The organism is uncultured Clostridium sp. (assembly GCF_963515715.1).
Lineage (GTDB): Bacteria > Bacillota > Clostridia > Clostridiales > Clostridiaceae > Clostridium_AW.
Genome location: NZ_CAUPZS010000004.1, coordinates 35,736 through 59,503, shown reverse-complemented (window position 1 = coordinate 59,503; position 23,768 = coordinate 35,736). Strand labels below are relative to the sequence as shown.

23 protein-coding genes are annotated in these 23,768 nt (G+C 31.1%); 20 read left to right on the top strand and 3 right to left on the bottom strand.

The features are described from left to right. The first annotated feature begins 55 nt into the window (after window positions 1-55). The 8 genes from RYO54_RS04905 to RYO54_RS04870 all read left to right on the top strand — a co-directional run bounded on the left by RYO54_RS04905 (window position 56) and on the right by RYO54_RS04870 (window position 9,711). Window positions 56-1,108 carry a galactose ABC transporter substrate-binding protein gene (locus tag RYO54_RS04905; protein ID WP_315116314.1) on the top strand — a complete coding sequence of 351 codons (1,053 nt, stop codon included), beginning with the start codon at window positions 56-58 and terminating at the stop codon, window positions 1,106-1,108. A 75-nt stretch (window positions 1,109-1,183) separates the two neighbouring features. Then, window positions 1,184-2,698 carry a sugar ABC transporter ATP-binding protein gene (locus RYO54_RS04900; protein WP_315116312.1) on the top strand — a complete coding sequence of 505 codons (1,515 nt, stop codon included), beginning with the start codon at window positions 1,184-1,186 and terminating at the stop codon, window positions 2,696-2,698. 17 nt (window positions 2,699-2,715) lie between these two features. Further along, window positions 2,716-3,717 (top strand): galactose/methyl galactoside ABC transporter permease MglC, encoded by a 1,002-nt coding sequence (gene mglC / locus RYO54_RS04895; RefSeq protein ID WP_315116311.1) that lies wholly within the window; start codon window positions 2,716-2,718, stop codon window positions 3,715-3,717. 115 nt (window positions 3,718-3,832) lie between these two features. After that, window positions 3,833-4,846 carry a LacI family DNA-binding transcriptional regulator gene (locus RYO54_RS04890; protein WP_315116310.1) on the top strand — a complete coding sequence of 338 codons (1,014 nt, stop codon included), beginning with the start codon at window positions 3,833-3,835 and terminating at the stop codon, window positions 4,844-4,846. Window positions 4,847-4,915: 69 nt separating this feature from the next. Then, entirely contained in the window at window positions 4,916-6,481 is a 1,566-nt protein-coding gene (locus tag RYO54_RS04885; RefSeq protein ID WP_315116308.1) for a UDP-glucose--hexose-1-phosphate uridylyltransferase, read from the top strand. A 4-nt stretch (window positions 6,482-6,485) separates the two neighbouring features. After that, complete coding sequence (locus RYO54_RS04880; protein ID WP_315116306.1) at window positions 6,486-7,643, top strand: galactokinase; 1,158 nt, start codon at window positions 6,486-6,488, stop codon at window positions 7,641-7,643. Between the two features lie 22 nt (window positions 7,644-7,665). Next, entirely contained in the window at window positions 7,666-8,652 is a 987-nt protein-coding gene (gene galE / locus RYO54_RS04875; RefSeq protein ID WP_315116304.1) for a UDP-glucose 4-epimerase GalE, read from the top strand. Between the two features lie 204 nt (window positions 8,653-8,856). Continuing rightward, complete coding sequence (locus tag RYO54_RS04870; RefSeq protein ID WP_399549061.1) at window positions 8,857-9,711, top strand: RNA polymerase sigma factor RpoD/SigA; 855 nt, start codon at window positions 8,857-8,859, stop codon at window positions 9,709-9,711. A 21-nt stretch (window positions 9,712-9,732) separates the two neighbouring features. On the opposite strand, the gene RYO54_RS04865 is transcribed toward RYO54_RS04870, so the two are convergent. After that, window positions 9,733-10,485, bottom strand: coding sequence for a tRNA threonylcarbamoyladenosine dehydratase (locus RYO54_RS04865; RefSeq protein WP_315116302.1), 753 nt, complete (start codon window positions 10,483-10,485; stop codon window positions 9,733-9,735). Between the two features lie 113 nt (window positions 10,486-10,598). Between RYO54_RS04865 and RYO54_RS04860 the strand changes: the two genes are divergently transcribed. The 10 genes from RYO54_RS04860 (at window position 10,599) to RYO54_RS04815 (ending at window position 20,119) form a co-directional block, all read left to right on the top strand. Next, window positions 10,599-10,745: a hypothetical protein gene (locus tag RYO54_RS04860; protein WP_315116300.1), complete on the top strand. Its 147-nt coding sequence runs from the start codon at window positions 10,599-10,601 to the stop codon at window positions 10,743-10,745. Window positions 10,746-10,832: 87 nt separating this feature from the next. Further along, window positions 10,833-11,969, top strand: coding sequence for a cysteine desulfurase family protein (locus tag RYO54_RS04855; RefSeq protein WP_315116298.1), 1,137 nt, complete (start codon window positions 10,833-10,835; stop codon window positions 11,967-11,969). Further along, complete coding sequence (gene thiI, locus RYO54_RS04850) at window positions 11,969-13,114, top strand: tRNA uracil 4-sulfurtransferase ThiI (protein ID WP_315116296.1); 1,146 nt, start codon at window positions 11,969-11,971, stop codon at window positions 13,112-13,114. Before RYO54_RS04855 ends, thiI begins: the two co-directional genes overlap by 1 nt. Before the next feature lie 157 nt (window positions 13,115-13,271). Further along, the gene (locus tag RYO54_RS04845) at window positions 13,272-13,955 is read left to right on the top strand and encodes a response regulator transcription factor (RefSeq protein WP_315116294.1); all 684 of its coding nucleotides are present in this window, start codon (window positions 13,272-13,274) and stop codon (window positions 13,953-13,955) included. After that, entirely contained in the window at window positions 13,955-15,319 is a 1,365-nt protein-coding gene (locus tag RYO54_RS04840) for a HAMP domain-containing sensor histidine kinase (RefSeq protein WP_315116293.1), read from the top strand. The genes RYO54_RS04845 and RYO54_RS04840 overlap by 1 nt, the downstream gene beginning before the upstream one ends. A gap of 156 nt (window positions 15,320-15,475) precedes the next feature. Next, a complete protein-coding gene (locus RYO54_RS04835) occupies window positions 15,476-15,742 on the top strand; it encodes a metal-sensing transcriptional repressor (RefSeq protein ID WP_315116290.1) in 267 nt (88 codons plus the stop codon). A 12-nt stretch (window positions 15,743-15,754) separates the two neighbouring features. Next, window positions 15,755-15,886, top strand: a complete 132-nt coding sequence (locus RYO54_RS04830) for an LDCC motif putative metal-binding protein (protein WP_315116289.1) — start codon at window positions 15,755-15,757, stop codon at window positions 15,884-15,886. A gap of 28 nt (window positions 15,887-15,914) precedes the next feature. Next, window positions 15,915-18,359 (top strand): heavy metal translocating P-type ATPase, encoded by a 2,445-nt coding sequence (locus tag RYO54_RS04825; protein ID WP_315116287.1) that lies wholly within the window; start codon window positions 15,915-15,917, stop codon window positions 18,357-18,359. Window positions 18,360-18,383: 24 nt separating this feature from the next. Then, window positions 18,384-18,596: a cation transporter gene (locus RYO54_RS04820; protein ID WP_315116285.1), complete on the top strand. Its 213-nt coding sequence runs from the start codon at window positions 18,384-18,386 to the stop codon at window positions 18,594-18,596. 191 nt (window positions 18,597-18,787) lie between these two features. Further along, window positions 18,788-20,119 carry an FMN-binding glutamate synthase family protein gene (locus tag RYO54_RS04815; RefSeq protein WP_315116283.1) on the top strand — a complete coding sequence of 444 codons (1,332 nt, stop codon included), beginning with the start codon at window positions 18,788-18,790 and terminating at the stop codon, window positions 20,117-20,119. 100 nt (window positions 20,120-20,219) lie between these two features. Here RYO54_RS04815 and RYO54_RS04810 read toward each other — a convergent pair whose 3' ends face one another. Next, window positions 20,220-20,567, bottom strand: a complete 348-nt coding sequence (locus RYO54_RS04810; RefSeq protein WP_315116281.1) for a hypothetical protein — start codon at window positions 20,565-20,567, stop codon at window positions 20,220-20,222. Window positions 20,568-20,788: 221 nt separating this feature from the next. Between RYO54_RS04810 and RYO54_RS04805 the strand changes: the two genes are divergently transcribed. Together RYO54_RS04805 and RYO54_RS04800 are read left to right on the top strand one after the other, a co-directional pair. Next, complete coding sequence (locus RYO54_RS04805; RefSeq protein WP_315116279.1) at window positions 20,789-21,493, top strand: LiaF transmembrane domain-containing protein; 705 nt, start codon at window positions 20,789-20,791, stop codon at window positions 21,491-21,493. A 169-nt stretch (window positions 21,494-21,662) separates the two neighbouring features. Further along, entirely contained in the window at window positions 21,663-23,303 is a 1,641-nt protein-coding gene (locus tag RYO54_RS04800; protein WP_315116277.1) for a Na/Pi cotransporter family protein, read from the top strand. A gap of 49 nt (window positions 23,304-23,352) precedes the next feature. Here RYO54_RS04800 and RYO54_RS04795 read toward each other — a convergent pair whose 3' ends face one another. Continuing rightward, the gene (locus RYO54_RS04795; protein WP_315116275.1) at window positions 23,353-23,631 is read right to left on the bottom strand and encodes a hypothetical protein; all 279 of its coding nucleotides are present in this window, start codon (window positions 23,629-23,631) and stop codon (window positions 23,353-23,355) included. Window positions 23,632-23,768: the final 137 nt, after the last annotated feature.

The window sequence follows — 23,768 nt, the reverse complement described above, 5'->3', positions numbered from 1 at the left end:
TAATGCTCTATTCTTAAATATATTATAAATACATAATATTTTGGGGGGTATAAAAATGAAAAAAATTATTTCACTAGTTGCTGCGGCAATTTTATCAGTGGGAATGCTTTCAGGTTGCGGAAGTAAGCCTACGGACGCTGGGAAAGAAGCTAATGGAGCAAAGGAAATAAAAATAGGTGTGGCACTGTACAAATTTGACGATACTTTTATTTCAACTGTACGTGAAGCTATTCAAAACACAGCAGATGAAAAGGGAAAGGCTACTGGAGAAAAAATTTCTTTGAATTTTGCTGATGGACAAGGACAACAGGCTAATCAAAATGACCAAGTAGATACTTTTATAGCTCAAAAATATGATGTTATTGCTGTTAATATGGTTGACCGTACTGCAGCTTCTGTAATAATAGACAAGGCTAAGCAGGCAGGAATTCCAATAGTATTTTTCAACCGTGAGCCAGTTAAAGAAGACATGGATAAATGGGAAAAGATGTACTATGTTGGAGCAAAAGCTGAAGAATCAGGATCAATGCAAGGACAGATTATAGCAGATTACTTTAAAAATAATCCAGCTGCTGATAAGAACAAGGACGGAAAAATTCAATATGTTATGTTAGAAGGAGAGCCAGGACATCAAGATGCAATATTACGTACCGAACATTCAATAAAGGCCTTAGAAGAAACAGGAGCTAAAGTAGAAAAACTTGCTAGTGACACAGGATTATGGCAAAGAGTAAATGGCCAAGAAAAGATGGCTGCTTGGTTATCAAATTATGGTGATAAGATAGAAGCTATATTTGCAAATAACGATGATATGGCTTTAGGAGCTATAGAAGCTCTAAAAGCTGCAGGATACTTTAAAGGAGATAAGAAGATTCCTGTAGTTGGGGTTGACGCTACTGCACCAGCAATCGATTCACTTGAAGCTGGAGAATTGTTAGGAACAGTATTAAATGATGCAAAAGGACAAGGAAAAGCTATACTTGATATAGCATATTCTTTAGCGAAGGATGAAGATCCATCAAAATCAGTTGAAGGAATAACTGATGTAAAATACAAATGGGTTCCATATCAATCTGTAACAAAGGAAAACGTTAGTCAATTCAAATAATTTATATAAATACTTAGGGAGTGGCGAATACACTCCCTAATATTAAATTATCATGGAAAAAAAGAGGTGTGGCCTATGGAACAAGAGTATATTTTAGAAATGCATAATATTTCTAAAAGCTTTCCCGGTGTAAAAGCCCTAGATAATGTAAGTTTAAAATTAAAGCCTGGAACAGTACATGCATTGATGGGGGAAAATGGAGCAGGTAAATCAACTTTAATGAAGTGTCTTTTTGGAATGTATGTGGCTGATGAAGGGGAAGTTATTCTCGATGGTAAAAAGGTACAATTCAAAAATGCAAAAGATGCATTGGAAAATGGAATCTCCATGATACATCAAGAGCTTCATCCCGTTCCTCATAGAAGCGTTATGGAAAACATATGGCTGGGAAGATTCCCAGTAAAGAATTTTATGGGAATTAAAGTGGTGGATCATAAAAAAATGTATAAAGATACTTTAGCATTGCTAAAAGAAGAGCTTCAATTAGAAATTACGCCAGATATGCAGGTGGCAAAGCTTTCAGTATCTCAAATACAAGGTGTTGAGATAGCTAAGGCTGTTTCTTATAGATCAAAAGTAATTGTAATGGATGAACCAACATCATCCCTAACAGAGAATGAAGTTTCACACCTATTCAATATAATCCGAAAGCTAAAGGCTGAAGGAGTTGCAATCATATATATATCTCATAAAATGGAAGAGATTTTAGAAATATCTGATGAAGTAACAATAATGAGAGATGGAAAGTATATCGGCACATGGAGATCATCAGAGATGAGCACAGATATGATTATATCTAAGATGGTTGGAAGAGATCTAACTAATAGATTTCCCCCACGTGAAAATAAACAAGGGGAAGTAGTTATGAGGGTAGAAAATTTCACATCAATTAATTCTAAGTCCTTTAAGGATATAACTTTTGAACTAAGACGTGGAGAAATATTAGGAATAGGAGGGCTTGTTGGAGCGCAAAGAACAGAATTGGTAGAAGCCATATTTGGACTTAGAAGAATAAATAGCGGTAAAATATACATTTCAGGCAAAGAAGTAAAGATAAAAAGCCCAATTGATGCTAAAAAATGTGGTGTGGCATTACTTACAGAGGAAAGAAGATCTACGGGTATTTTTCCAGTGCTTTCTGTAGGAAATAACACAATAATTGCAAATTTAAATCGCTACATGGATTTTAATTTTATTGTAAATAGCAAGAAGGGCACGGCAGAAGTGAATAAAAGCATACACATGCTTAATATAAAAACTCCTTCAGGAAAAACTTTAATAAGAAACCTATCTGGAGGAAATCAACAAAAGGTAATTTTTTCTCGTTGGTTGTTGACAGAACCGGACATATTAATCTTAGACGAGCCTACTCGTGGTATTGATGTAGGTGCAAAATATGAAATATACTCCATAATTGCCGACCTTGCAAAGGAAGGTAAAAGTATTATTATGATATCTTCAGAAATGCCTGAACTCATCGGTATGTCTGATAGGATTATGGTAATGTGTTCAGGAAGATTAAGTGGCATTATAGATGGTAAGGAAGCTAATCAAGAACTCATAATGAAATATGCTACAAAGTTCGCTTAGGTAGGGAGGTTATAAACATGGGTGAAGAGTCAAAAAAAATCAGTGGAAATTCTATAAAAGAATATACAAGTAAATATGCAATATACTTAGTGCTTTTAGTTTTAGTTTTATCTATAGGTGCATTAAATAGTAACTTTTTATCTCTAGGCAACCTTGTTAATGTATCTATTATTGCTTCAGTTCGTATAATAATTGCTTTAGGAGTAGGAGGCATATTGATTACTAGGGGAACGGATCTTTCTTCTGGTAGAGTAGTGGGACTAACTGCTTGTATTTCTGCAAGTTTGCTTCAACGTCCTGATTATGCCTACAAACTATTTAAAAATGCTCCAGAATTAAATATTTTTGTAGTAATTTTGTTTGTTATGGCTATAGGTATGATAATAGGTTCAATAAATGGAGTGGTAATAGCCTATCTTAAAGTTCCACCATTTATAGCTACTCTTGGAATGATGGTTATTGTATATGGTGCATCCTGTATTTATACTAATGCTCAACCTATTGGAGGGCTTAGAAATGACTTTACAGGATTAGCCTCAGGAAGATTATTTACTATACCTAACTTGGTATTAATAGCTGCGGTTGTTATATTTTTAATATGGTTCGTATTAAATAAAACACGTTTTGGAAAATATATTTACGCCATAGGGGGAAATCCAAATGCAGCAGAGGTTTCAGGAGTAAATGTTGAGTTTACTTTAATAAAGGTTTATGCTCTTGCAGGAGCCCTTTATGGATTAGCAGGAGCCTTATTGGCTGCTAGAACTGGTGGTGCTACAAACAATTACGGTACTATGTATGAGCTTGATGCTATAGCGGCGGCAACCATAGGTGGGGTTTCAACTTCAGGTGGTATAGGTACTGTGTCTGGTATAATAACAGGAGTACTAATATTCGAAGTTTTAAACAATGGACTAGTAATATTAGGGGTTTCTGCATATTGGCAGCAGGTAGTAAAAGGAATAATAATTATAGGTGCTGTAGCTTTTGACATACGTAAATACTTAGCAAAGAGATAAGTAGACATAAGACTTTCCATTTAGGAGTAATGGGAAGTCTTTTAAATAATAATTGATAAATTAGGGGAAAATATATATTATATATGTATGTTATAAAATATTAGAGGGTGAGTGCGTGACTGTAACTATTAAAGAAGTTGCTAAAGAAGCCGGTGTATCTATAACAACGGTATCAAGAGTTTTGAACAATAATTATCCTGTAAAAGAAGAAACCAGAATAAGGATAGAAAAAGCTATAGAAAAATTAAATTATAAACCTAATATAATGGCTAGAAGTTTAATAACAAAAAGATCTTCCGTTATTGGCGTTGTAGTGCCAGGGATAACTAATTTGTTTTTTCCAACTATTGTAGAATCTATTGAAAGTCTTACCAATAAAGAAGGATATAGTATATCACTATGCAACACTGGTGGTGATGAGGGAAAAGAGAGAAATTTAATTGAAGAGTTGATGGCTAAGAGGGTGGATGGAATAATTATAATAGATCCCACAGTAGATAATTTAAATAGTGGTTATTTAGGGAATATATCAAAAACTTTACCCTTAGTTATAGTTAATGGTTGCAGTGATGGGTATGATTGTAATTTTGTTTCTTATGATGAAAAAGCCGGAACCATGGAAGCTTTTAGATATTTAAGAAATTTGGGACATGAAAAGATTGCTTTTGTAAGAGGAAGTAAAAGTTATTCTTATGATATAAAAGAAAAGATTTATTTGGATATAATAAAGGAAGATAAGCTTAAATATAAAGAAATATTAAATGTTGGTATGGGAAATACCATTGAGGTTGTTAAAAATACTAAAGAAAAAATTAAAACTTTAATGCTTAGTAAAAGCAGACCAACAGCAATATTTGCATGTAATGACTTAATGGCAGTAGGGGTAATAAATGCCTGTAATGAACTAAAATTAACAGTTCCTAAAGATTTATCTGTTATGGGCTTTGACAATACTTTATTAGCTTTTGTCAGCCATCCAAGGTTAACTTCTGTGGATTTAAATATGAAAGAGATAGGTAAAAGAGCTGCCTTAGAAATACTAGATATTATAGATAAAGATAATAAAACTAAAAAAACAATCATAATGGACACAAGTTTAATAATCAGAGAAAGCTGCGATAAGTTATAGTTTAAATATTATATGTTGGTAGACATATAATATAGCAAAATAGAAAAGGTTTTCTAAGGGAGGGGTTTTATGAAGAAAGTAAATGTAGCTAAGGAAGTAGAGCGTTTACTACAGTATGCTTTAAAACATAAATTAATAGAAAAATGGGATGTTATTAGCAGTAGAAATACACTTTTAGATTTATTAAATATAGATGAGCCTTATGATAAAGTTTTAGAGAGTGAAAATTTTCACAGTGTCACCCCTATATTAAATAATATATTAGATTATGCTAATGAATGTGGATTATTATCCATAAATACCACTACTTACAGAGATTTATTAGACTCAAAAATAATGGGGTTATTAATGCCAAGGCAATCGGAGATAGTAAATAAGTTTTATAATATCTATAATACTGAAGGTGCTAAAAAAGCTACAGAGTATTATTATAATTTATCAACGGATTCAAATTATATAAGAATAGATAGAACCAATAAAAATTTATATTGGAAAGAAAATACGCCCTATGGAGATATTGAAATCACAATTAATTTATCTAAACCCGAAAAGGATCCAAGAGATATTGCAGCTTCAAAACTGAAAGAAAACTCAAATTATCCAAAATGCCTTTTATGTTTAGAGAATGTAGGATATGCTGGGCATGTAAATCATCCTGGAAGACAAAATCATAGAGTAATTCCAATAAATTTAGGAGAAGAACAGTGGTATCTACAGTATTCGCCATATGTATATTATAATGAGCATTCTATATTATTTTATGAAAAGCATATACCCATGAGTATTACTGAGAAGACTTTTGAAAGAATAGTTTATTTTCTTGATCAATTTCCTCATTATTTTATAGGTTCTAATGCTGATCTACCTATAGTTGGAGGATCCATTCTAAATCATGAACATTATCAAGGAGGAAAGCATACTTTTCCTATGGTAAAAGCACCTATAGAATATTATTTTGAAAATGAGGAATTTATTCATGTTAAAGGTGGTATTGTAAAATGGCCTATGTCAGTAATAAGGCTTTCATCGAAAAACAAGAACCAATTAATTTTTCTATCAAATAAGATATTAAATCTTTGGAGAGAGTACAAAGATGAGGCTTTAGAAATATTACCTTATAGCATGATTCAAGGAGAAAAATTTTTCCACAATACCATTACGCCTATAGGAAGAATAAATTCTATAGGGGAATATGAAATTGACTTAGTATTGCGTAATAATAGGACTAATGAAGAACATCCTTATGGAATTTTTCATCCTCATAGTTATTTACATCATATAAAGAAAGAAAATATAGGATTAATAGAAGTTATGGGACTAGCAGTATTACCAGGTAGGTTAAATGAGGAGTTAAAGGAAATAGAAAATATACTAATGGAAGGCGTAAAGAGGTTAGATAAAATTAGAGAAGACGAAAATTCAAATATGAAAAAACATCTTTTTTGGATAGAGAGTATGATATACAAATATGAAAATATATGTACGAAAGATTATGCCAAGGAGATTATAAAAAGGGAAATAGGAGAGAAATTTATAGAGATATTAAGTGATGCGGGAGTGTTTAAGAGGGATAAAGATGGAATGGAAGGATTCATAAGATTTATGAAAGAAATTGGATTTAAGTATAAGGGGTGAGGGCATGAATTTAGATTACTTAAAAGATGAATTTATAAAACTTTATGGAGAGGGGAAAATCAGAGTATTTCATTCTCCAGGAAGGGTTAATTTAATAGGGGAGCATATTGATTATAACGGAGGATATGTTTTTCCTTGTGCATTAGATTTTGGAACCTATGGGCTTGTGAGGAAAAGAGTAGATAGAAAAGTAAATTTATGTTCTATGAATTTTCCTAAAAGAGTTCAAGTAGATATAGATGATATGCTCTATGAAATAGAAGATGATTGGGGAAATTATGTTAAAGGAGTAATCAAAATATTTGAAGAAGAAGGGTATAGTGTAGGTGGGATGGATGTATTAATTAGCGGCAATATACCAAATGGTGCAGGACTTTCTTCTTCTGCTTCAGTAGAAGTGCTCACTGGGGTTATTATAGATGAGCTATTTAATAATGGTAATATAGATAAAGTAGAACTAATAAAACTTTGTCAAAGAGCGGAAAATGAATTTGTTGGAGTAAACTGTGGTATAATGGATCAATTTGCTGTAGGCATAGGAAAGAAAAACAAAGGAATACTTTTAGATTGCTATACATTAAAATATGAATATGCTGACATAGAGTTAGGAGATTTTACTTTAGTGATTATGAATACAAATAAGAGAAGGGCGCTGAGTGAATCAAAGTATAATGAAAGAAGAATAGAATGTGAAGAAGGTTTAAAGATTATAAAAAGCATTAAAAATGTGGAAAATCTTTGTCAATTAAGTGTAGAAGATTATAATGATTTTAAATATTTATTGTTAGATGAAAATGTTAAAAAAAGAGTGGAACATGTAATATATGAAAATCACAGAGTAAAAAAAGCCTTTGCATTAATAAATAAAGGGAAAGTAGAGGAGTTTGGAGAATTATTAATTGAGTCCCATATGTCTTTAAAGAATTTATATGAAGTCACTGGTAAAGAGTTAGATACTATAGTGGATTTAGCCTTAGAATGTGATGGATGCATAGGAGCACGAATGACAGGGGCGGGATTTGGAGGATGCGCTATTGCAATAGTAAAAGAAGATAGGGTTATAGAGTTTATAGAATATGTAAAAGAGAACTATAAAAATAAGATTGGATACGAACCGAGTTTTTACCTTAGTGGCATAGGAGAAGGGACAAAGGAATTTTGAAATTAAATAAGGAGGTTATATTATGGCAGTACTTGTTTGCGGAGGTGCCGGGTACATTGGAAGTCACATGGTAGCGGCATTGATTGAAAAAGGAGAGGAAGTAGTAGTTTTAGATAATTTTCAAAAGGGCCATAAAAAAGCGATATTAGGTGGAAGAATTTATGAAGGGGATATAAGAGATAAAATTATTTTAAATAAGATATTTAATGAAAATTCTATAGACTCAGTTATCGACTTTGCAGCAGATTCCTTAGTAGGAGAAAGTGTTATTGAGCCTTTAAAATATTTTAATAACAACATTGCAGGTACAATTAATCTTTTGGAAGTGATGAAAGAATATGAAGTTAAGCATATGGTATTTTCATCAACAGCTGCAACCTATGGAGAACCTAAGAATATACCTATAAAAGAAGAGGATGATACTATACCAACAAATCCTTATGGGGAATCAAAGTTAGCTGTGGAAAAAATTTTAAAATGGTGTGACAAAGCCTACGGTATAAAATATACTGCTTTAAGATATTTTAACGCAGCTGGAGCACATATAAATGGTAGAATAGGTGAAGATCATAGACCAGAAACCCACTTGATTCCAATCATACTTCAAGTAGCTCTAGGGAAAAGAGAGGCTATTACAATTTTTGGAGAGGACTATGCAACGAAAGATGGTACCTGCATAAGAGATTATATACATGTTATGGATTTAGCCAAGGCGCACTCCTTAGCATTAGATAGGTTAAGAAAAGGTGGAGAAAGTAGAATATATAATTTAGGAAATGGACAAGGTTTTTCAGTAAAGGAAGTAATTGAAGTAGCAAGAAAAGTAACTGGTGAGCCCATAAAAACTAAAATCGACGAGAGAAGAAAAGGGGATCCAGCGGTATTGGTTGCATCTTCAAAAAAAATCATAGATGAGTTAGGTTGGATACCAGAATTTAATTCCCTGGAAACAATTATCGATACAGCATGGAATTGGTATAAGAACCACCCCAATGGATATAATGATTAATACTAAGTAGTAAGTTAAGTAAAACTGTAGCAGAACTTGTAAAAAGCTACAGTTTTATATTTTTAATTGTTTACAATCACAATTATTGTATAAAAGTTGAATAAATTGTTACAATTTCTTTAATTTTATTTAATTTAGAAGGATAATGGTGTAGTATATGGAAGTATTAATATTGGGTATTTTAATCATTATTATGTAAGGGTGATGTTATTGAGTATGAAAGAATTTAGTAATATAGAAGATTATATAAATATTTATTTAAAAGAAATAGGTAAAGAAGAATTATTGAACCAAGAAGAGGAAATTGAATTAGCTAAAAAAATAGAAGAAGGAGACCAATTAGCTAAGGATAAATTAATTGAATCAAATTTAAGATTGGTAGTAAGCATTGCAAAAAAATATGTAGGTAAAGGACTAAGCCTATTAGATTTAGTCCAAGAAGGAAATATTGGGCTTATGAAGGCAGTTGAAAAATTTGATTATAAAAAAGGATATAGATTTAGTACTTATGCTACTTGGTGGATAAAACAAGCGGTAACAAGAGCTATTGCCGATCAATCAAGGACAATAAGAATACCGGTGCATATGAACGAAATAGCAAGTAAAGTTATAAAAACCCAGAAGGAATTGGAGCAAAAGTTAGATAGGGAACCATCGGAAGAAGAAGTAGCAGAGGAACTACAAATACCACTTCAAAAGATAAAACAGATATATAGTATATGCAGAGAACCTATATCATTAGAAACTCCTGTGGGAGATAATGAGGATACATTTTTAGAAAACTTTATTTCAGATGACAGTTATGCTCCAGAAAAAAATGTTATATCTTCAATGCTTGGCGATGTAATTACCAGTGCTCTAGGAACTCTTTCCCCTAGAGAAGAGAGAATTGTAAGGCTTAGATATGGTCTATTAGAGGATGGAGAGATTAGAACACTAGAAGAAATAGGAAGAGAGTTTAACTTAACTAGAGAAAGGATAAGACAAATAGAAGCAAATGCAATAAGAAAATTAAGACATCCTAATAGAATAAAACTGTTTCAAGGGTATATGGATTAAATAAGGGATTTGTAAAATCCCTTATTTAATTATATCCTTAATAACTTCTCCACCTATAATCATTCCAGCTACAGGAGGAACGAAAGAAATACTTGCAGGGATTTGTCTTTTAACTGTACATTTTTTACTGCCATTTGTGCAGACACAGCCTTCCTTACAAGTGATTATTTCATCTAATTTAGGCTTAGAAGGTACTTCTTCTGAATAAAGAACTTTTACCCCATCTACACCACGTTTTCTTAATTCGTATCTCATTACTTTGGCTAAAGGACATATTTTAGTTCTATAAATATCTTCTATTTTAAACTTGGTTGGATCTAGTTTATTACCTGTTCCCATAGAACTAATTATTGGAATGTTGTTATTCTTACACCAAATTATTAGAGCTATTTTAGAGGATACTGTATCTATTGCATCTATAACATAATCTGCATCTTTTGGAATTATAGTTCCTATATTGTCATCATTTACAAAGGTTTGATGTATTGTTACTTTACATTTTGGATTAATTTTTTCTATTCTCTCTTTCATTACTGCAACCTTAGGCTTACCTAAAGTGCTATAATCAGCAATTAGTTGTCTATTTATATTTGTTAAACATATCGTATCGTCATCAATTAGTATCAGATGTCCTATACCACTTCTAACCAAAGCTTCCGTTGCAAAACTTCCAACACCACCTATACCAAAGACTACTACGGTACTATTTTTAAGTTTTTCTAAGGATTCTTTACCAATTAAAAGCTCTGTTCTTGAAAACAAATGTTGATTCATTATATTTACCTCGCTTTTTTATATAGATAATACAATTAGTAATATAACATAGAATGAAATCTGCTGTAAAGTCAATAATAAATATATAAATATAATTTAAACGAGGTGATTTAATGAGAAAAAATTATATGAAAGAGTTCATAAATAAGTTAAGAAAAACTAATGTTGAAACCTTTGGAACAGATGAGAAACTAGATTATAGAATTGTCCATAAAGAAAGAATAGAAAGGGCAAAAGAAGATAAATGGCCTCTAGGTTAAGAGTGTACTAAATTACTAGAAAATTAAAACATACAGTGTTATAATTTATAGCATTGTATGTTTTTTAAGATATATAGGAGTGATAAAATGGAAGTGTATTTAGATAATAGCGCCACCACAAAACCCTATGATGAAGTAATAGAAAAAGTCAGCGAAGTTATGAGAGATTACTATGGTAATCCATCCTCAGCTCATAACTTAGGCATTAAAGCAGAAAGGCTTTTAAATGATAGTAGGGCAATAATTGGGGATACTATAAATTGCAGCAAGGATGAAATAATATTTACATCAGGTGGGAGCGAGAGCAATAATTTTATTATTAAAGGACTTGTAAAAGAAGGTGGCAATATAATAACCACTAATATAGAACATCCTAGTGTATTTAATACTTTAAAGGAGTTAGAAAAGGAAGGTATTGAGATTAAAGTATTAAATGTAAATGAAAAAGGAAGAGTAGATTTAGAAGAGTTAGAAAAGGCAATAAATAAAGATACTAATTTGGTAAGTATTATGCATGTAAACAATGAAATAGGAAGCATACAAGATATTTTTTCTATTGGAAAAATTATTAAAGAAAAGAGTAGTAGAGCAAAATTTCATATAGATGGAGTGCAGAGTTACGGTAAATTTAAAATAGATGTTAAAGAGCTTAATATAGATGCTTTTTCAGCCAGTGGTCATAAAATACATGGACCAAGAGGTGTAGGTTTTGCCTATATAAAAAAAGGACTAATGCCAAAACCTTTAATTTCCGGAGGAGGACAAGAAAGAAGCTTTCGATCTGGTACAGAAAATCTTCCTGCTGTAGTAGGTTTTAGTGAAGCGGCAAGAATAATTCATAGTTCCATGGAGGAAAATTATAAAAAAATTTATGATATAAAAAATTATTTTATAGAAAAGATTAAAGATTTTGAAGGTGTAAAAATTAATAGTCCCTTGGAGAATGATTTTTCTCCATACATCCTAAGCCTTTCTTTTGCGGGAGTTAGGGGTGAAGTTTTACTTAGAACATTAGATAGTAATGGGATTTATGTTTCTACAGGTTCTGCTTGCTCCGCTAAAGATACGAAAGATAGTCATGTGTTAAAAGCTATAGGATTAAACAATAGCGAAATAAAGGGAACCATAAGATTTAGTTTTTCTGAATGGAACAGGAGAGAAGAAATAGATTATACAATAAGCAGTCTTAAGGATTCTTTAAAATTTTTAAGGAGGAGTAAATAATGAAAGAGTTATTGTTAATAAAATACAGCCCAGAGATATTTTTGAAAGGTTTAAATAGAAATAAATTTGAAAAAACATTAAAAGATAATATTAGAAGAGTATTAAAAGAAATAGATTATGAATTTATTGTAGATAGTGGAAGATGGTTTTTGTATTCAGAAAATATAAATGAATTAGCAAAAAGAGTAAGGAAAGTTTTTGGAGTTCAAGAAGTGTGTATAGTAAAAGAAGTCAATCTCTCTTTTGAAGATATATGTTCTCAGGCTTTGAAAGAAATAGAAGAAGGAGATTACAAAACTTTTAAAGTGGAGACAAATAGAGCAAATAAAAAATTTCCTAAAAATTCAATGGAGATAAATAGAGAAGTAGGGGCATTTATATTAAAGCATAGAGAAGATTTAAAAGTTGATGTTAAAAATCCAGAGGTGTTTATTAATGTTGAAGTAAGGGAAAAAGGAGCATATATCTACTCTAAAAAGATAAAAGGAGTAGGTGGGATGCCTTACGGAACCAATGGAAGTACCCTTCTTATGTTATCAGGAGGCATAGATTCCCCTGTGGCAGGTTACATGATGGGAAAACGCGGAGTAGAGTTACATTGTGTATATTTCCATAGCCATCCTTATACTAGTGAAAGGGCAAAGGAAAAAGTTATAACATTAAATAATATTTTAAAGTCTTACACAGGAAATACAAAACTATACATAGTACCTTTTACAAAAATACAAATGGAGATTATGGATAAGTGCAGAGAAGATGAACTTACCATCATAATGAGAAGATTTATGATGAGAGTTACCTGTGGACTCGCAAATATTCATAATATAAGTTCTGTTACTACAGGAGAGAGTATAGGGCAAGTTGCTAGCCAAACTATGGATAGTTTAGTTGTTACAAATGCTATAGGAGATAGACCTGTATTTAGACCTTTAATAGCAATGGATAAGGAAGAAATTATGAATATTTCTAGGAAAATTGAAACATATGAAACTTCCATACTTCCGTATGAAGATTGTTGCACCATATTTGTTCCAAAACATCCTAAAACAAAACCTATCTTAGAAATTATTGAAAAATCAGAGAGTGTATTAGATATTGAAAATCTTGTTAAAGATGCTATTGAGAATACTGAAGTTATTCAATAGACTAGGATTTAATCTTCATACTTTCTTTATAATTATATTGTAAACTTATGAAAGAAGCATAAGGCATATAGTATTATGGACATTTTATAAAAGTTCTGTATTCACTATATGCTTTTTTAATAAAGAAATATCAGATAAGGTTAAAAGAGGTGGATATATGGGGAATATATTGATTATTGAGGACGAAAGAAAAGTATTAAATGTAATAAAGGCTTATCTAGAAAAGGAAGGCTATAATGTTTGGGGAGCAACCAGTGGAGTGGAAGGCTTGGAACTTTTTAATAAAATAGATTTTGATTTAATATTATTAGATTTAATGTTACCGGATATAGATGGAGAGGAAATATGCAAAAGAATAAGAATGGCTTCAAAGGTGCACATATTTATGCTTACAGCTAAAGGGGAACTAGTGGATAAGATACAAGGACTAAATATTGGTGCTGATGAGTACTTAGTTAAGCCATTAAGCCCGAGAGAGTTAACTGCAAGAGTAAATGCTCTTTTTAGAAGGATAAGTGAAGATAAAGGGTCAACACTAAGCCTTGATGGAGGGAATTTAAAGATATATAAGGAGGAAAGAACAGTTAAAGCAAAAGAGATTGAAGTAAATTTAACTCCAAATGAATTTGATATTTTATATACCTTAGCTTTAAATAAAGGAAAAGTTTTTACAAGGGAGATGCTTATAGATTCAGCCTTTGATTCAGATTTTGATGGATTTGATAGAACTGTAGATGTACACATAAAAAACATAAGAAAAAAGATAGAAGAAGATAGTAAAAATCCTAGATACATTATTACAGTGACAAGGGTTGGTTATAAATTCGGCGGTGAGAATTGATGTATAGTATAAGAAAAAAAATCCTAATATTTTTTCTAGTATCCTCTTTAGCAACCTTAATAATATCAGCTTTTTTTGTGAATTTAACCATAAACAACACCTTTAAAGACTATATGGAGGGAGTTCAAAATAGAAGAGATGAGAGGATAGTTAGATATTTTCAACAAGTATATAAAAAAGATAGGCAATGGCAGAAAAATTCAGGGGAAGAGTTGGTACATGAAGCTTATATGAGCAAATATTGTCTAACCCTTATGGATGAGAATAAAAACATTATTTGGAGTATGGATCCAAATGAAATTAAGGCTAGAATGCACATGGAAAATATGATGGGACAAAATAAAGGGGTTTACACTACAGACACTTATGAAATAACAGATAAAGATAGGGTAGTGGGATATGTATCTATAGGGCAGTATTGTTCATTACTGTTATCTGAAGAAGATGCTAAATTTAAAAGCCAAATAAATCAGGGCATTGTTATTGCATTGATATTTGCAGTAATAATTACTACAATAATAAGCATTTATCTTTCTAAGGATTTTTCTAAACCAATAAAAAAGATATCCGATATTTCTGTAGAATTATCTAGGGGAAACTATGATGTAGAATCAAAAAATCAAAGTAATATAATTGAAATCAATAATCTTCAAAATAGCATAGAAGAGTTAAAGGAAAAACTCAAGAATCAAGATGCTCTAAGGAAAAGATTAGTTTCTGACATATCTCATGAGATACGAACACCACTTAATATATTGCAAAATAATTTAGAGGCAATGATGGATGGGATAATTCCCATAGATGATGATACACTATCTGGACTCAATGACGAAGTTATAAGATTCAGCAAGTTATTGGATAATTTAAATATACTTAAGGAAGTAGAAGGGAAAGATATTAATTTAAATTTAAAAAGGATTTCTCTAAATAAAGTTATTTTAGCTGTTATACAAGATTTTGAAGTAACTTCTAAAGAAAAAGAGATAACTATAAACTTTAACAAAGATGATAAAGAATATTTTATATTGGGAGATGAAAATAGTTTAAAGCAAGTATTTATTAATCTAATCTCCAATAGTTTAAAGTTTGGAGAAAAAGAGGGAGAAATCTGGATTAATATTAAAGAGACAAAAGAAAATGTAGTAGTAGAAGTAATAGATAATGGAATGGGTATAAAAGAAGAAGATCTGCCATTTATTTTTGAAAGGATGTATAGAGGAGATAAGAGTAGAAATAAAACAGAGGGCAGCGGAATTGGGCTGGCTATAGTAAAAAACATATTAACCCTTCACTCAGCATGGATAAAGGCTGAGAGCAATGGGAAAAAAGGAACTAAAATTTCTATAAATTTCAAAGCTGTATAGCGCCTTCATAATATATTTATAAAAAAATTATATTATAAAAATCTACTAGTAAACTAAATTAGTATAATTTTAATAAAACAGTTGCAATTTATTTTCAACTGTTTTATAATAAAAACATACCCCCTTACTATGGGGGGGTATGGAGGAGGGAAAGATATGAATTTAGAAAAACAAAAGGCTTTACAATCTTTAAAAATATCTAAAGGGCAAATAGAAGGCATAATTAAGATGATAGAAGATGAAAGATATTGTATAGATATATCTAATCAGATTATTGCTGTTCAATCTTTGCTAAAAAAAGCAAATATACAAATATTAAAACAACATTTAAATCATTGTGTAAAAGATGCCTTTCTTCATGATTCAGGAGAAGAAAAGGTAGATGAAATAATGGGAGTATTACAAAAGTTAATAGATAAATAGGAGATGTAAAATATGAGGAATCTAATAAAGAAGTTCATAAAAAAACTTGCTGATGAAAATAGCAAGACCTTTGGAACAGGAGAGAAATTAGATTGCTGTAATATAAATAAAAGTAGCAATGCAAAGAAAACTCCAAATAAATAGTTTAAAAGAGTTTTTATAGGAGGGTAATATGAAAAATGAAATTTTAAATATAGAAGGCATGACCTGTGCCGCCTGCGCTAAAGCTGTGGAACGAGCAGCTAAAAAAGTAGAGGGCATAAATGAAGCTAATGTAAATTTTGCTTCAGAGAAATTAAATATTTCCTTTGATGAATCAAAGGTTAACTTAGAAGAGATACAAAAGGTAATAGAGAAATCTGGATACAAAGCTATAGTAGAGGCTACTACTAAAAGTTTTTCTATAGAGGGTATGACTTGTTCTGCTTGTGCTAAAGCGGTAGAAAGAGCTTGCAAGAAGTTAGATGGTGTTATTGAAGCCAATGTAAACTTTGCTACAGAAAAACTTACAATTACTTTTCAGCCATCAAAAGTAAGAATATCTGAAATAAAAAAGGCTGTAGAAAAAGGTGGCTATAAGTTAGTTGAAGAAGCTACTCTAGATTTACACAAAGAAAAGAAAGAAGAAGAAAGAAAATTACTTTGGAAGAAATTTCTCGTTTCTGCTATATTTACAGTACCTCTATTGATTATTTCAATGGGACATATGGTAGGACTTCATCTTCCAGAGATAATCGATCCAATGCATAATCCATTGAATTTTGCATTAGTTCAGCTAATATTAACTTTACCTGTTGTAATAATAGGTAATAAGTTTTACAGTGTTGGATTTAAGGCTTTAATAAGAAGAGAACCTAATATGGATTCCCTAATAGCCATAGGAACTCTATCGGCTACATTATATGGCATATTTGCAGTATATAAAATTTATTTAGGGGATACTGGTTATGTAATGCAACTGTATTTTGAATCCGCAGCGGTTATATTGACGCTAATTACTTTAGGTAAATATTTAGAAACAGTGACTAAGGGCAAAACTTCAGAAGCTATAAAAAAGCTTATGGGGCTTGCACCAAAAACTGCAATCATAATTCAAGACGGAAAAGAAGTTGAGATTTCTATAGATGAAGTGGAAGTTGGAGATGTTGTAGTAGTAAAACCAGGAGAAAAGCTTCCAGTGGATGGTATAGTAGTTGAAGGGTTAACCTCTGTTGATGAATCAATGCTTACAGGTGAAAGTATACCTGTAGAGAAAAATATTGATGATAGAGTTATAGGAGGAAGCATAAATAAGAATGGCTTTATAAAATATAAGGCCACTAGAGTAGGGAAAGATACCGCTTTATCTCAAATAATTAAGCTTGTGGAAGAAGCACAAGGAAGCAAGGCTCCAATAGCAAGACTTGCAGACATAATTTCAGGTTATTTTGTGCCAATAGTTATAGTTATAGCCATAGTTTCTTCTCTTATGTGGAAACTATCAGGACAAAGCTCAGTGTTTTCGCTAACCATATTTATATCTGTATTAGTAATAGCTTGCCCATGTGCCTTAGGACTAGCAACACCTACTGCTATTATGGTTGGGACAGGTAAAGGGGCAGAATATGGAGTATTAATAAAAAGTGGTGATGCTCTAGAAACTGCACATAAATTAAAAACAGTAGTATTTGATAAAACAGGAACCATTACAGAAGGGAAACCAAAAGTAACAGATATAGTAACGATAAATGAATTTGACAAAGATTATTTGCTACAAATTGCTGCCAGTGGGGAAAAGGGTTCTGAGCATCCACTGGGAGAAGCTATAGTTAAATCAGCCGAAGAAAAGGGAGTAGAGTTTAAAAAAGTAGAAGCTTTTACCGCTATACCAGGGCATGGTATTAAGGTGGAGATAGAAGGTAAGAAAATACTTTTAGGTAATAAAAAATTGATGGTAGAGAATAATATATCTCTAGATAACATGGAAGATAGATCAAATAAGTTAGCAGAAGAAGGAAAAACTCCAATGTATGTATCTGTGGATAATAAATTAGCTGGAATTATAGCAGTAGCAGACACAGTAAAAGAAAGTAGTAAAAAAGCCATAGAAAAGCTTCATAGCATGGGGTTAGAGGTTGCAATGATTACCGGAGACAATAAGAGAACTGCAGAAGCTATAGGAAGACAAGTTGGCATAGATAGAGTTCTTGCAGAAGTGTTACCAGAAGACAAGGCAAATGAAGTTAAAAAGCTTCAAGGAGAAGGTAAAAAAGTAGGTATGGTTGGAGATGGAGTAAACGATGCCCCAGCATTAGCGCAGGCAGATATAGGTATAGCTATAGGTTCTGGTACTGATGTAGCAATAGAATCCGCTGATATAGTATTGATGAGAAGTGACTTGATGGATGTTCCTACTGCTATACAGTTGAGTAAAAAGACCATAACAACTATAAAGGAAAATTTATTCTGGGCCTTTGCTTATAATACAATAGGAATTCCAGTAGCAATGGGGATACTACCTCTATTTGGTATAGATGTTTTATTAAATCCTATGATAGCTGGAGCAGCTATGAGCTTTAGTTCAGTAACAGTTTTACTAAATGCGTTAAGATTAAAAACTTTTAAACCATATAATTAAACAATATTGAAGGGAGATAATATTATGAAAAAGAAAATATTAATTGAAGGAATGAGTTGTGGACATTGCGTCAATCATGTAGAAGGAGCGCTAGAAGATATAGGTGGCGAAAATATTGAAGTAGATTTAAAGGGAAAATATGCCACTGTAGAATTTAATAACAATTCCACAGATGAAGACATAAAAGCTGCTATAGAAGATGCAGGATACGATGTTGTAAGAATAGAAACTATGTAAAAATCCTCATTTAAAAATATAAAAAAGCATATAGTGCAAAGTAAACTTTGCACTATATGCTTTTTTATATTTTAAAACCTCCACATATTTAATAAATAAAACCATTATACTTAAAAGCTATAAAGAAACTATGAATAAATAAATATTTATAGCAAAAAATAACTTAAGATTTAAAAAGAGGAGGGATTTTTATGATAAAAAACATGGTAACTAATATGATGGATAGTTTATCTGATGATTTAATGGTAAATATACTTACAAAGGATTATCCAGAAAATTTTTTCGTAATGGCAACGGCTGCTGAGAAATTAAGTATTATGGCCATTGTAGAAGCCTGTATGAGAGGAGAAAGTGGCAAAACCCTTCAAAGAACTTATGGAAGTCCTAATGTTCAATCGGAATGGAATAAAATATTTTTAAATGGAAGGCAATTATTTCAAATGCCAACTGAAAGTTTAGATGCAATAAATACTCAAGTTGTTATTGGTAAAAATGCTAAAAAACCTTTAACTATATCTATGCCTATCATGATAACTGGTATGTCCTATGGTGGATCTTTAAGCCTTAAAACAAAAATTGCTTTAGCAAAAGGTGCATCTATGGCAGGAACTTCAAGTAATACAGGTGAATCAGGTGTTTGTAAAGAAGAGAGAGAAGCAGCAAAACTATTGATAGGTCAATATAACAGAGGAGGATGGTTAAGAAAACAAGAGGATTTAGAACAGCTAGATGCAATTGAAATACAATTAGGCCAGGGAGCTTGGGGTGGAGCTGTACCAACTCAAATACCTTCAAATCAAATAGGAAAACATTTAAGAAATACCTTTGGGTTGCAAGAAGGGGAAGACGCGAAAAAAGGATCTAGAATGGAAGGAATAAATAATGAAGATGATTTAGTTAATTTAGTAAAGAACTTAAGGGAGACCTATGGTGTTCCTGTGGGAATAAAGATATCGTCTACGCATTTCCTAGAAAAAGAACTAGATGTGATTACGAAGACAGAAGTAGATTATATTGTACTCGATGGAGCAGAAGGCGGTACCTCAAGTGCTCCTCCAATTTTAGAAGACGATATGGGATTGCCTACTTTATTTACATTAGCTAGAGCATCTAAATATCTAAAGGAAAAAGGACTTGATGATAAAATTGACTTAATAATAGCAGGGGGATTAAAAACTCCAGGAGAGTTTTTAAAAGCTTTAGCTTTAGGGGCGAAAGCAGTTTACATAGGATCTATTGCACTTATAGCCACAGTACAGAGTCAAATAATTAAAACATTAACTAATGAAACTACACCTCAATTAGTGTTATATGGTGGAAAATTAACAGATGATTTAGATGAGGACAGAGGAGCAGAAACTCTTTCTAATTTTTTAATGTCTTGCCAAGAAGAAATGAAATTAGCACTAGCAGCTATGGCAAAAACTGATATAACTCAATTAACTAAAGAAGATCTTATGTCTGTAGATAGAGAGTTGAGTGGGGTTTTAGGAGTAGAATATGGAGGAGAGCCTTGTAATTAATTAGAGGTAAGTAATTGAAAAATGACAGTAAAGATAAGAATTTTAGTTTTAATAAAATTTTATCCTTTACTGTCAATTTTTCATTTTCAAATTTTAATTATCAATGAATGCTGTTTAATTGTTCTTGTCTATTAAGTTGTTTTTTCTTCATATTTTCTAATTGAGCATCATTCATATTTCCTAAATTTTCTTTAATATATCCGCCTGTGTATTTCATATTTTTTATAATATTTTCCTCTTCATCAGTTGGACCACCATCACCATATACTAATTTATCCTTTAAATTTGATATACTTTCCTCTCTTATATTTTGTAGTTCTTTAGCTGCTTTTATATTTTCAGGAGAGGATATATCTTCATATTGTTCAAGATGTCTTTCTGTTCTTGTATGCTTTTCTACTAAATCTATCATTTCATCTAATCTATTTTCTTCTTCACGTCTATCCATTTTTATTCCTCCTCTAAATTATTTTCATCATATTTATTTTGTCCTTTAACAAGCATATAATTCTATAAATATTTTGGCATAGTAATATGACTTTAGTCATATTGTATGATGACTTTTAATACTGTAATAATATTTTAGATGTGAGTATAATTAAAATATAGGATTTTAAAATAAAGAATATAATTTATTTTATAAAAATTTTTAATTTAGAGGTGAAGAATATGAATGGAAAGGTAACTATAGGAATTTTATTTATACTATTTGGTTTAGTAACATTATTGCAACAATTTAATATTTTTTATTTTGGGAATATATTTTCCACTTGGTGGCCCATTATCATTATTGCAGTAGGAATAAATAAATTAACTAGTAAAAATGAGTCGAAAACATCAGGTGTAATATTTTTAGTAGTCGGTGCTTTTCTTCAGTTAAAAACTTTAAATATTATTACTGTAAGTATATGGAGAATCATTTGGCCGGCAATATTTATATTTATTGGTTTTAATATGCTTCTTTCAAAGGAAAAATACGTAAAAGATTTTCATGGAAATTCAGTAAACGACGATGTAGTAGATTATGTAAATATATTTTCAGCATTAGAAAATAGAAATTTTTCCCAAAATTTTAAGGGTGGAAGTATTGTAGCTGTTTTTGGAGGAGTTACTATAGATTTAAGGGATGCTGAATTAGCGCCAGAAGGAGCAATTTTAGATATGACAACTGCTTTTGGTGGAATTGAATTGATTGTTCCTACCCACTGGAAAGTTATCGTTACAGGAGTACCTATATTTGGAGGGTGGAGCAATAAAACGCAGAGTGACCAATTAGGCAACAATGATGATTTTCTTTCTGTACAACCAGTGTTAAGAGTTAAATGTGTAGCCGCTTTTGGAGGTATAGATATTAAAAATCATAATGAAAAGTAAGAATATAAAAAATGGTTAATATATAATTATATGTATTAACCATTTTTTTAATGTTAAATCTATGTTAATTAACGTAAAAAAAACTTTATTTTTGTTAAAAATGATGTAATATTTATGATGTAATAATTACTATATACAAAATTTATATTCTTTTGGAAGGAGTTTGGTAATGAATACTTCGCAAATGTTAATAGGTCTTTTTGGAGGATTGGGTTTATTCCTTTATGGAATGAAACTAATGGGAGATGGTCTTGAAAACGCAGCAGGAGATAGATTAAAGGTTTTTTTTGAAAAGGTTGTCTCCAATCCATTTAAAGGAATACTAATTGGTGCAATAGTAACTGCCATAATACAAAGTAGTAGTGCTACCACAGTAATGGTAATAGGATTTGTTAATGCAGGACTGATGAATCTATATCAAGCTACTGGAGTTATTATGGGAGCCAATATTGGAACCACAGTGACTGGCCAGCTTGTTGCTCTTAATCTTACAGCAGTTGCCCCAGTTTTTGTTGGAGTCGGTGCTTTAGTTGTTTTATTTTCAAAAGGAGATAAAAGAAGAGAGATTGGTAATATCATATTAGGATTTGGTATTCTATTTATAGGAATGCAATCTATGTCTTCTTCAATGGCGCCATTAGCGAAATCTGAAGGTTTTACAAGTTTAATAGCAACTTTATCATATAATCCTATATTGGGAGTTTTAGTAGGTTTGGTTCTTACTGCAGTAGTTCAGAGTTCATCCGCTACTATTGCAATACTTATAACATTAGCTAATACAGGATTGATGCCATTAGAAGTTGCACTTCCAGTATTATTTGGAGACAATATAGGAACATGTGCTACAGCACTTTTATCCAGTATAGGTACTAATAAAAATGCAAAGAAAGCTGCACTTATACATATGATTTTTAATGTAACTGGTACAATAGTATTTTTATTTATGTTAAGACCAGTTACTTATTTAATGCATTTGATAACTCCTGGAAATGCTGGTAAACAAATAGCAAATGCACATACTTTCTTTAATATTGCCAATGTAATAATACAGGCACCATTTATTAAATATTTAGTTGGTATAGTAAATAAAATAATTCCAAATGATATAGAAGAAGAGAATCCGACAATGCTGTATTTAGATGATAGATTATTGGAAACTCCGGTAATTGCAGTTGGACAATGTAATAAAGAAATTGTAAGAATGGGTCAAAAGGCTAGAGAGATATTAGTACTAGCAGTAGAATCTTTAGAAACAGGGGATGAAGAGTTAATAAAGAAAGTAGCAGAAGGAGAAGATCTTGTAGATTTATTAGAAGAAGAAATAACAAAATTCCTTGTTAAACTTTCAAATACAGAATTATCTAAACAGCAGGTAGATAATGTGACATCAATGTTCCATGTGGTTAAGGACATAGAGAGAATAGGAGATCATGCTAAAAACATTGCTAACTTATCTACAGAAAAAACATCAAAGAGATTAAGTTTTTCTAAAGACGCTAAAAAAGAATTAAAAGAAATGTATAAATCTACTCTTGAAGCATTGGATACATCTATAATAAGCTTTGAAAAAAATGATGTAAAAATGGCAATAAGTGTTCAAAAGATTGAAGATGAGATCGATAGACTTCAAGATGAATTGAGGGACAATGATATAAAGAGATTAAACTCATCAGCTTGTGAAGCAAGGGTTAGCGCTATATATTTAGATATTATATCAAATTTTGAAAGAGTAGGAGATCATTCTCTTAATGTATCTGAAGCTGTAATAAGGGTCAATAAATTATCCGCATCAGAAATAGCAGCTAATTAATTAAAAACCAATTTAAAAAAGGATGCTTAGCTTAGCATCCTTTTTTAAATTAGTTTTCTTCATTTTCAGCATTTTCTTCAGGGAGAGGCGCTTCATCTTCAAATTTTATTTCAAAAGATGAATCTACATCTGTTTCATTAAGTTCATCATTGTGGCAACCACAACAAACATCATCTTCAATATCCTCTATTTCAATCACTCCGTGATTTTCAATAATGCCATCGTCTTCATTTTTTTTCTTTATAAATTTTTTATATAAAAATGTCCCTAAGGCAATACCAGCTGTTGTAAGTGCAGCTTTAGCTAGATAATTATTTCTTCTTTTCATAGGTTAATACCTCCTTAATAATATTAATATATTCATAATGTTATATAATTAATGTATTCTCTTTAATTTTTTTTATACAAAAAGACTTTAAGTAAAGTTGTTCTTTATATTCTACCATTATATGATATTCTTTACAA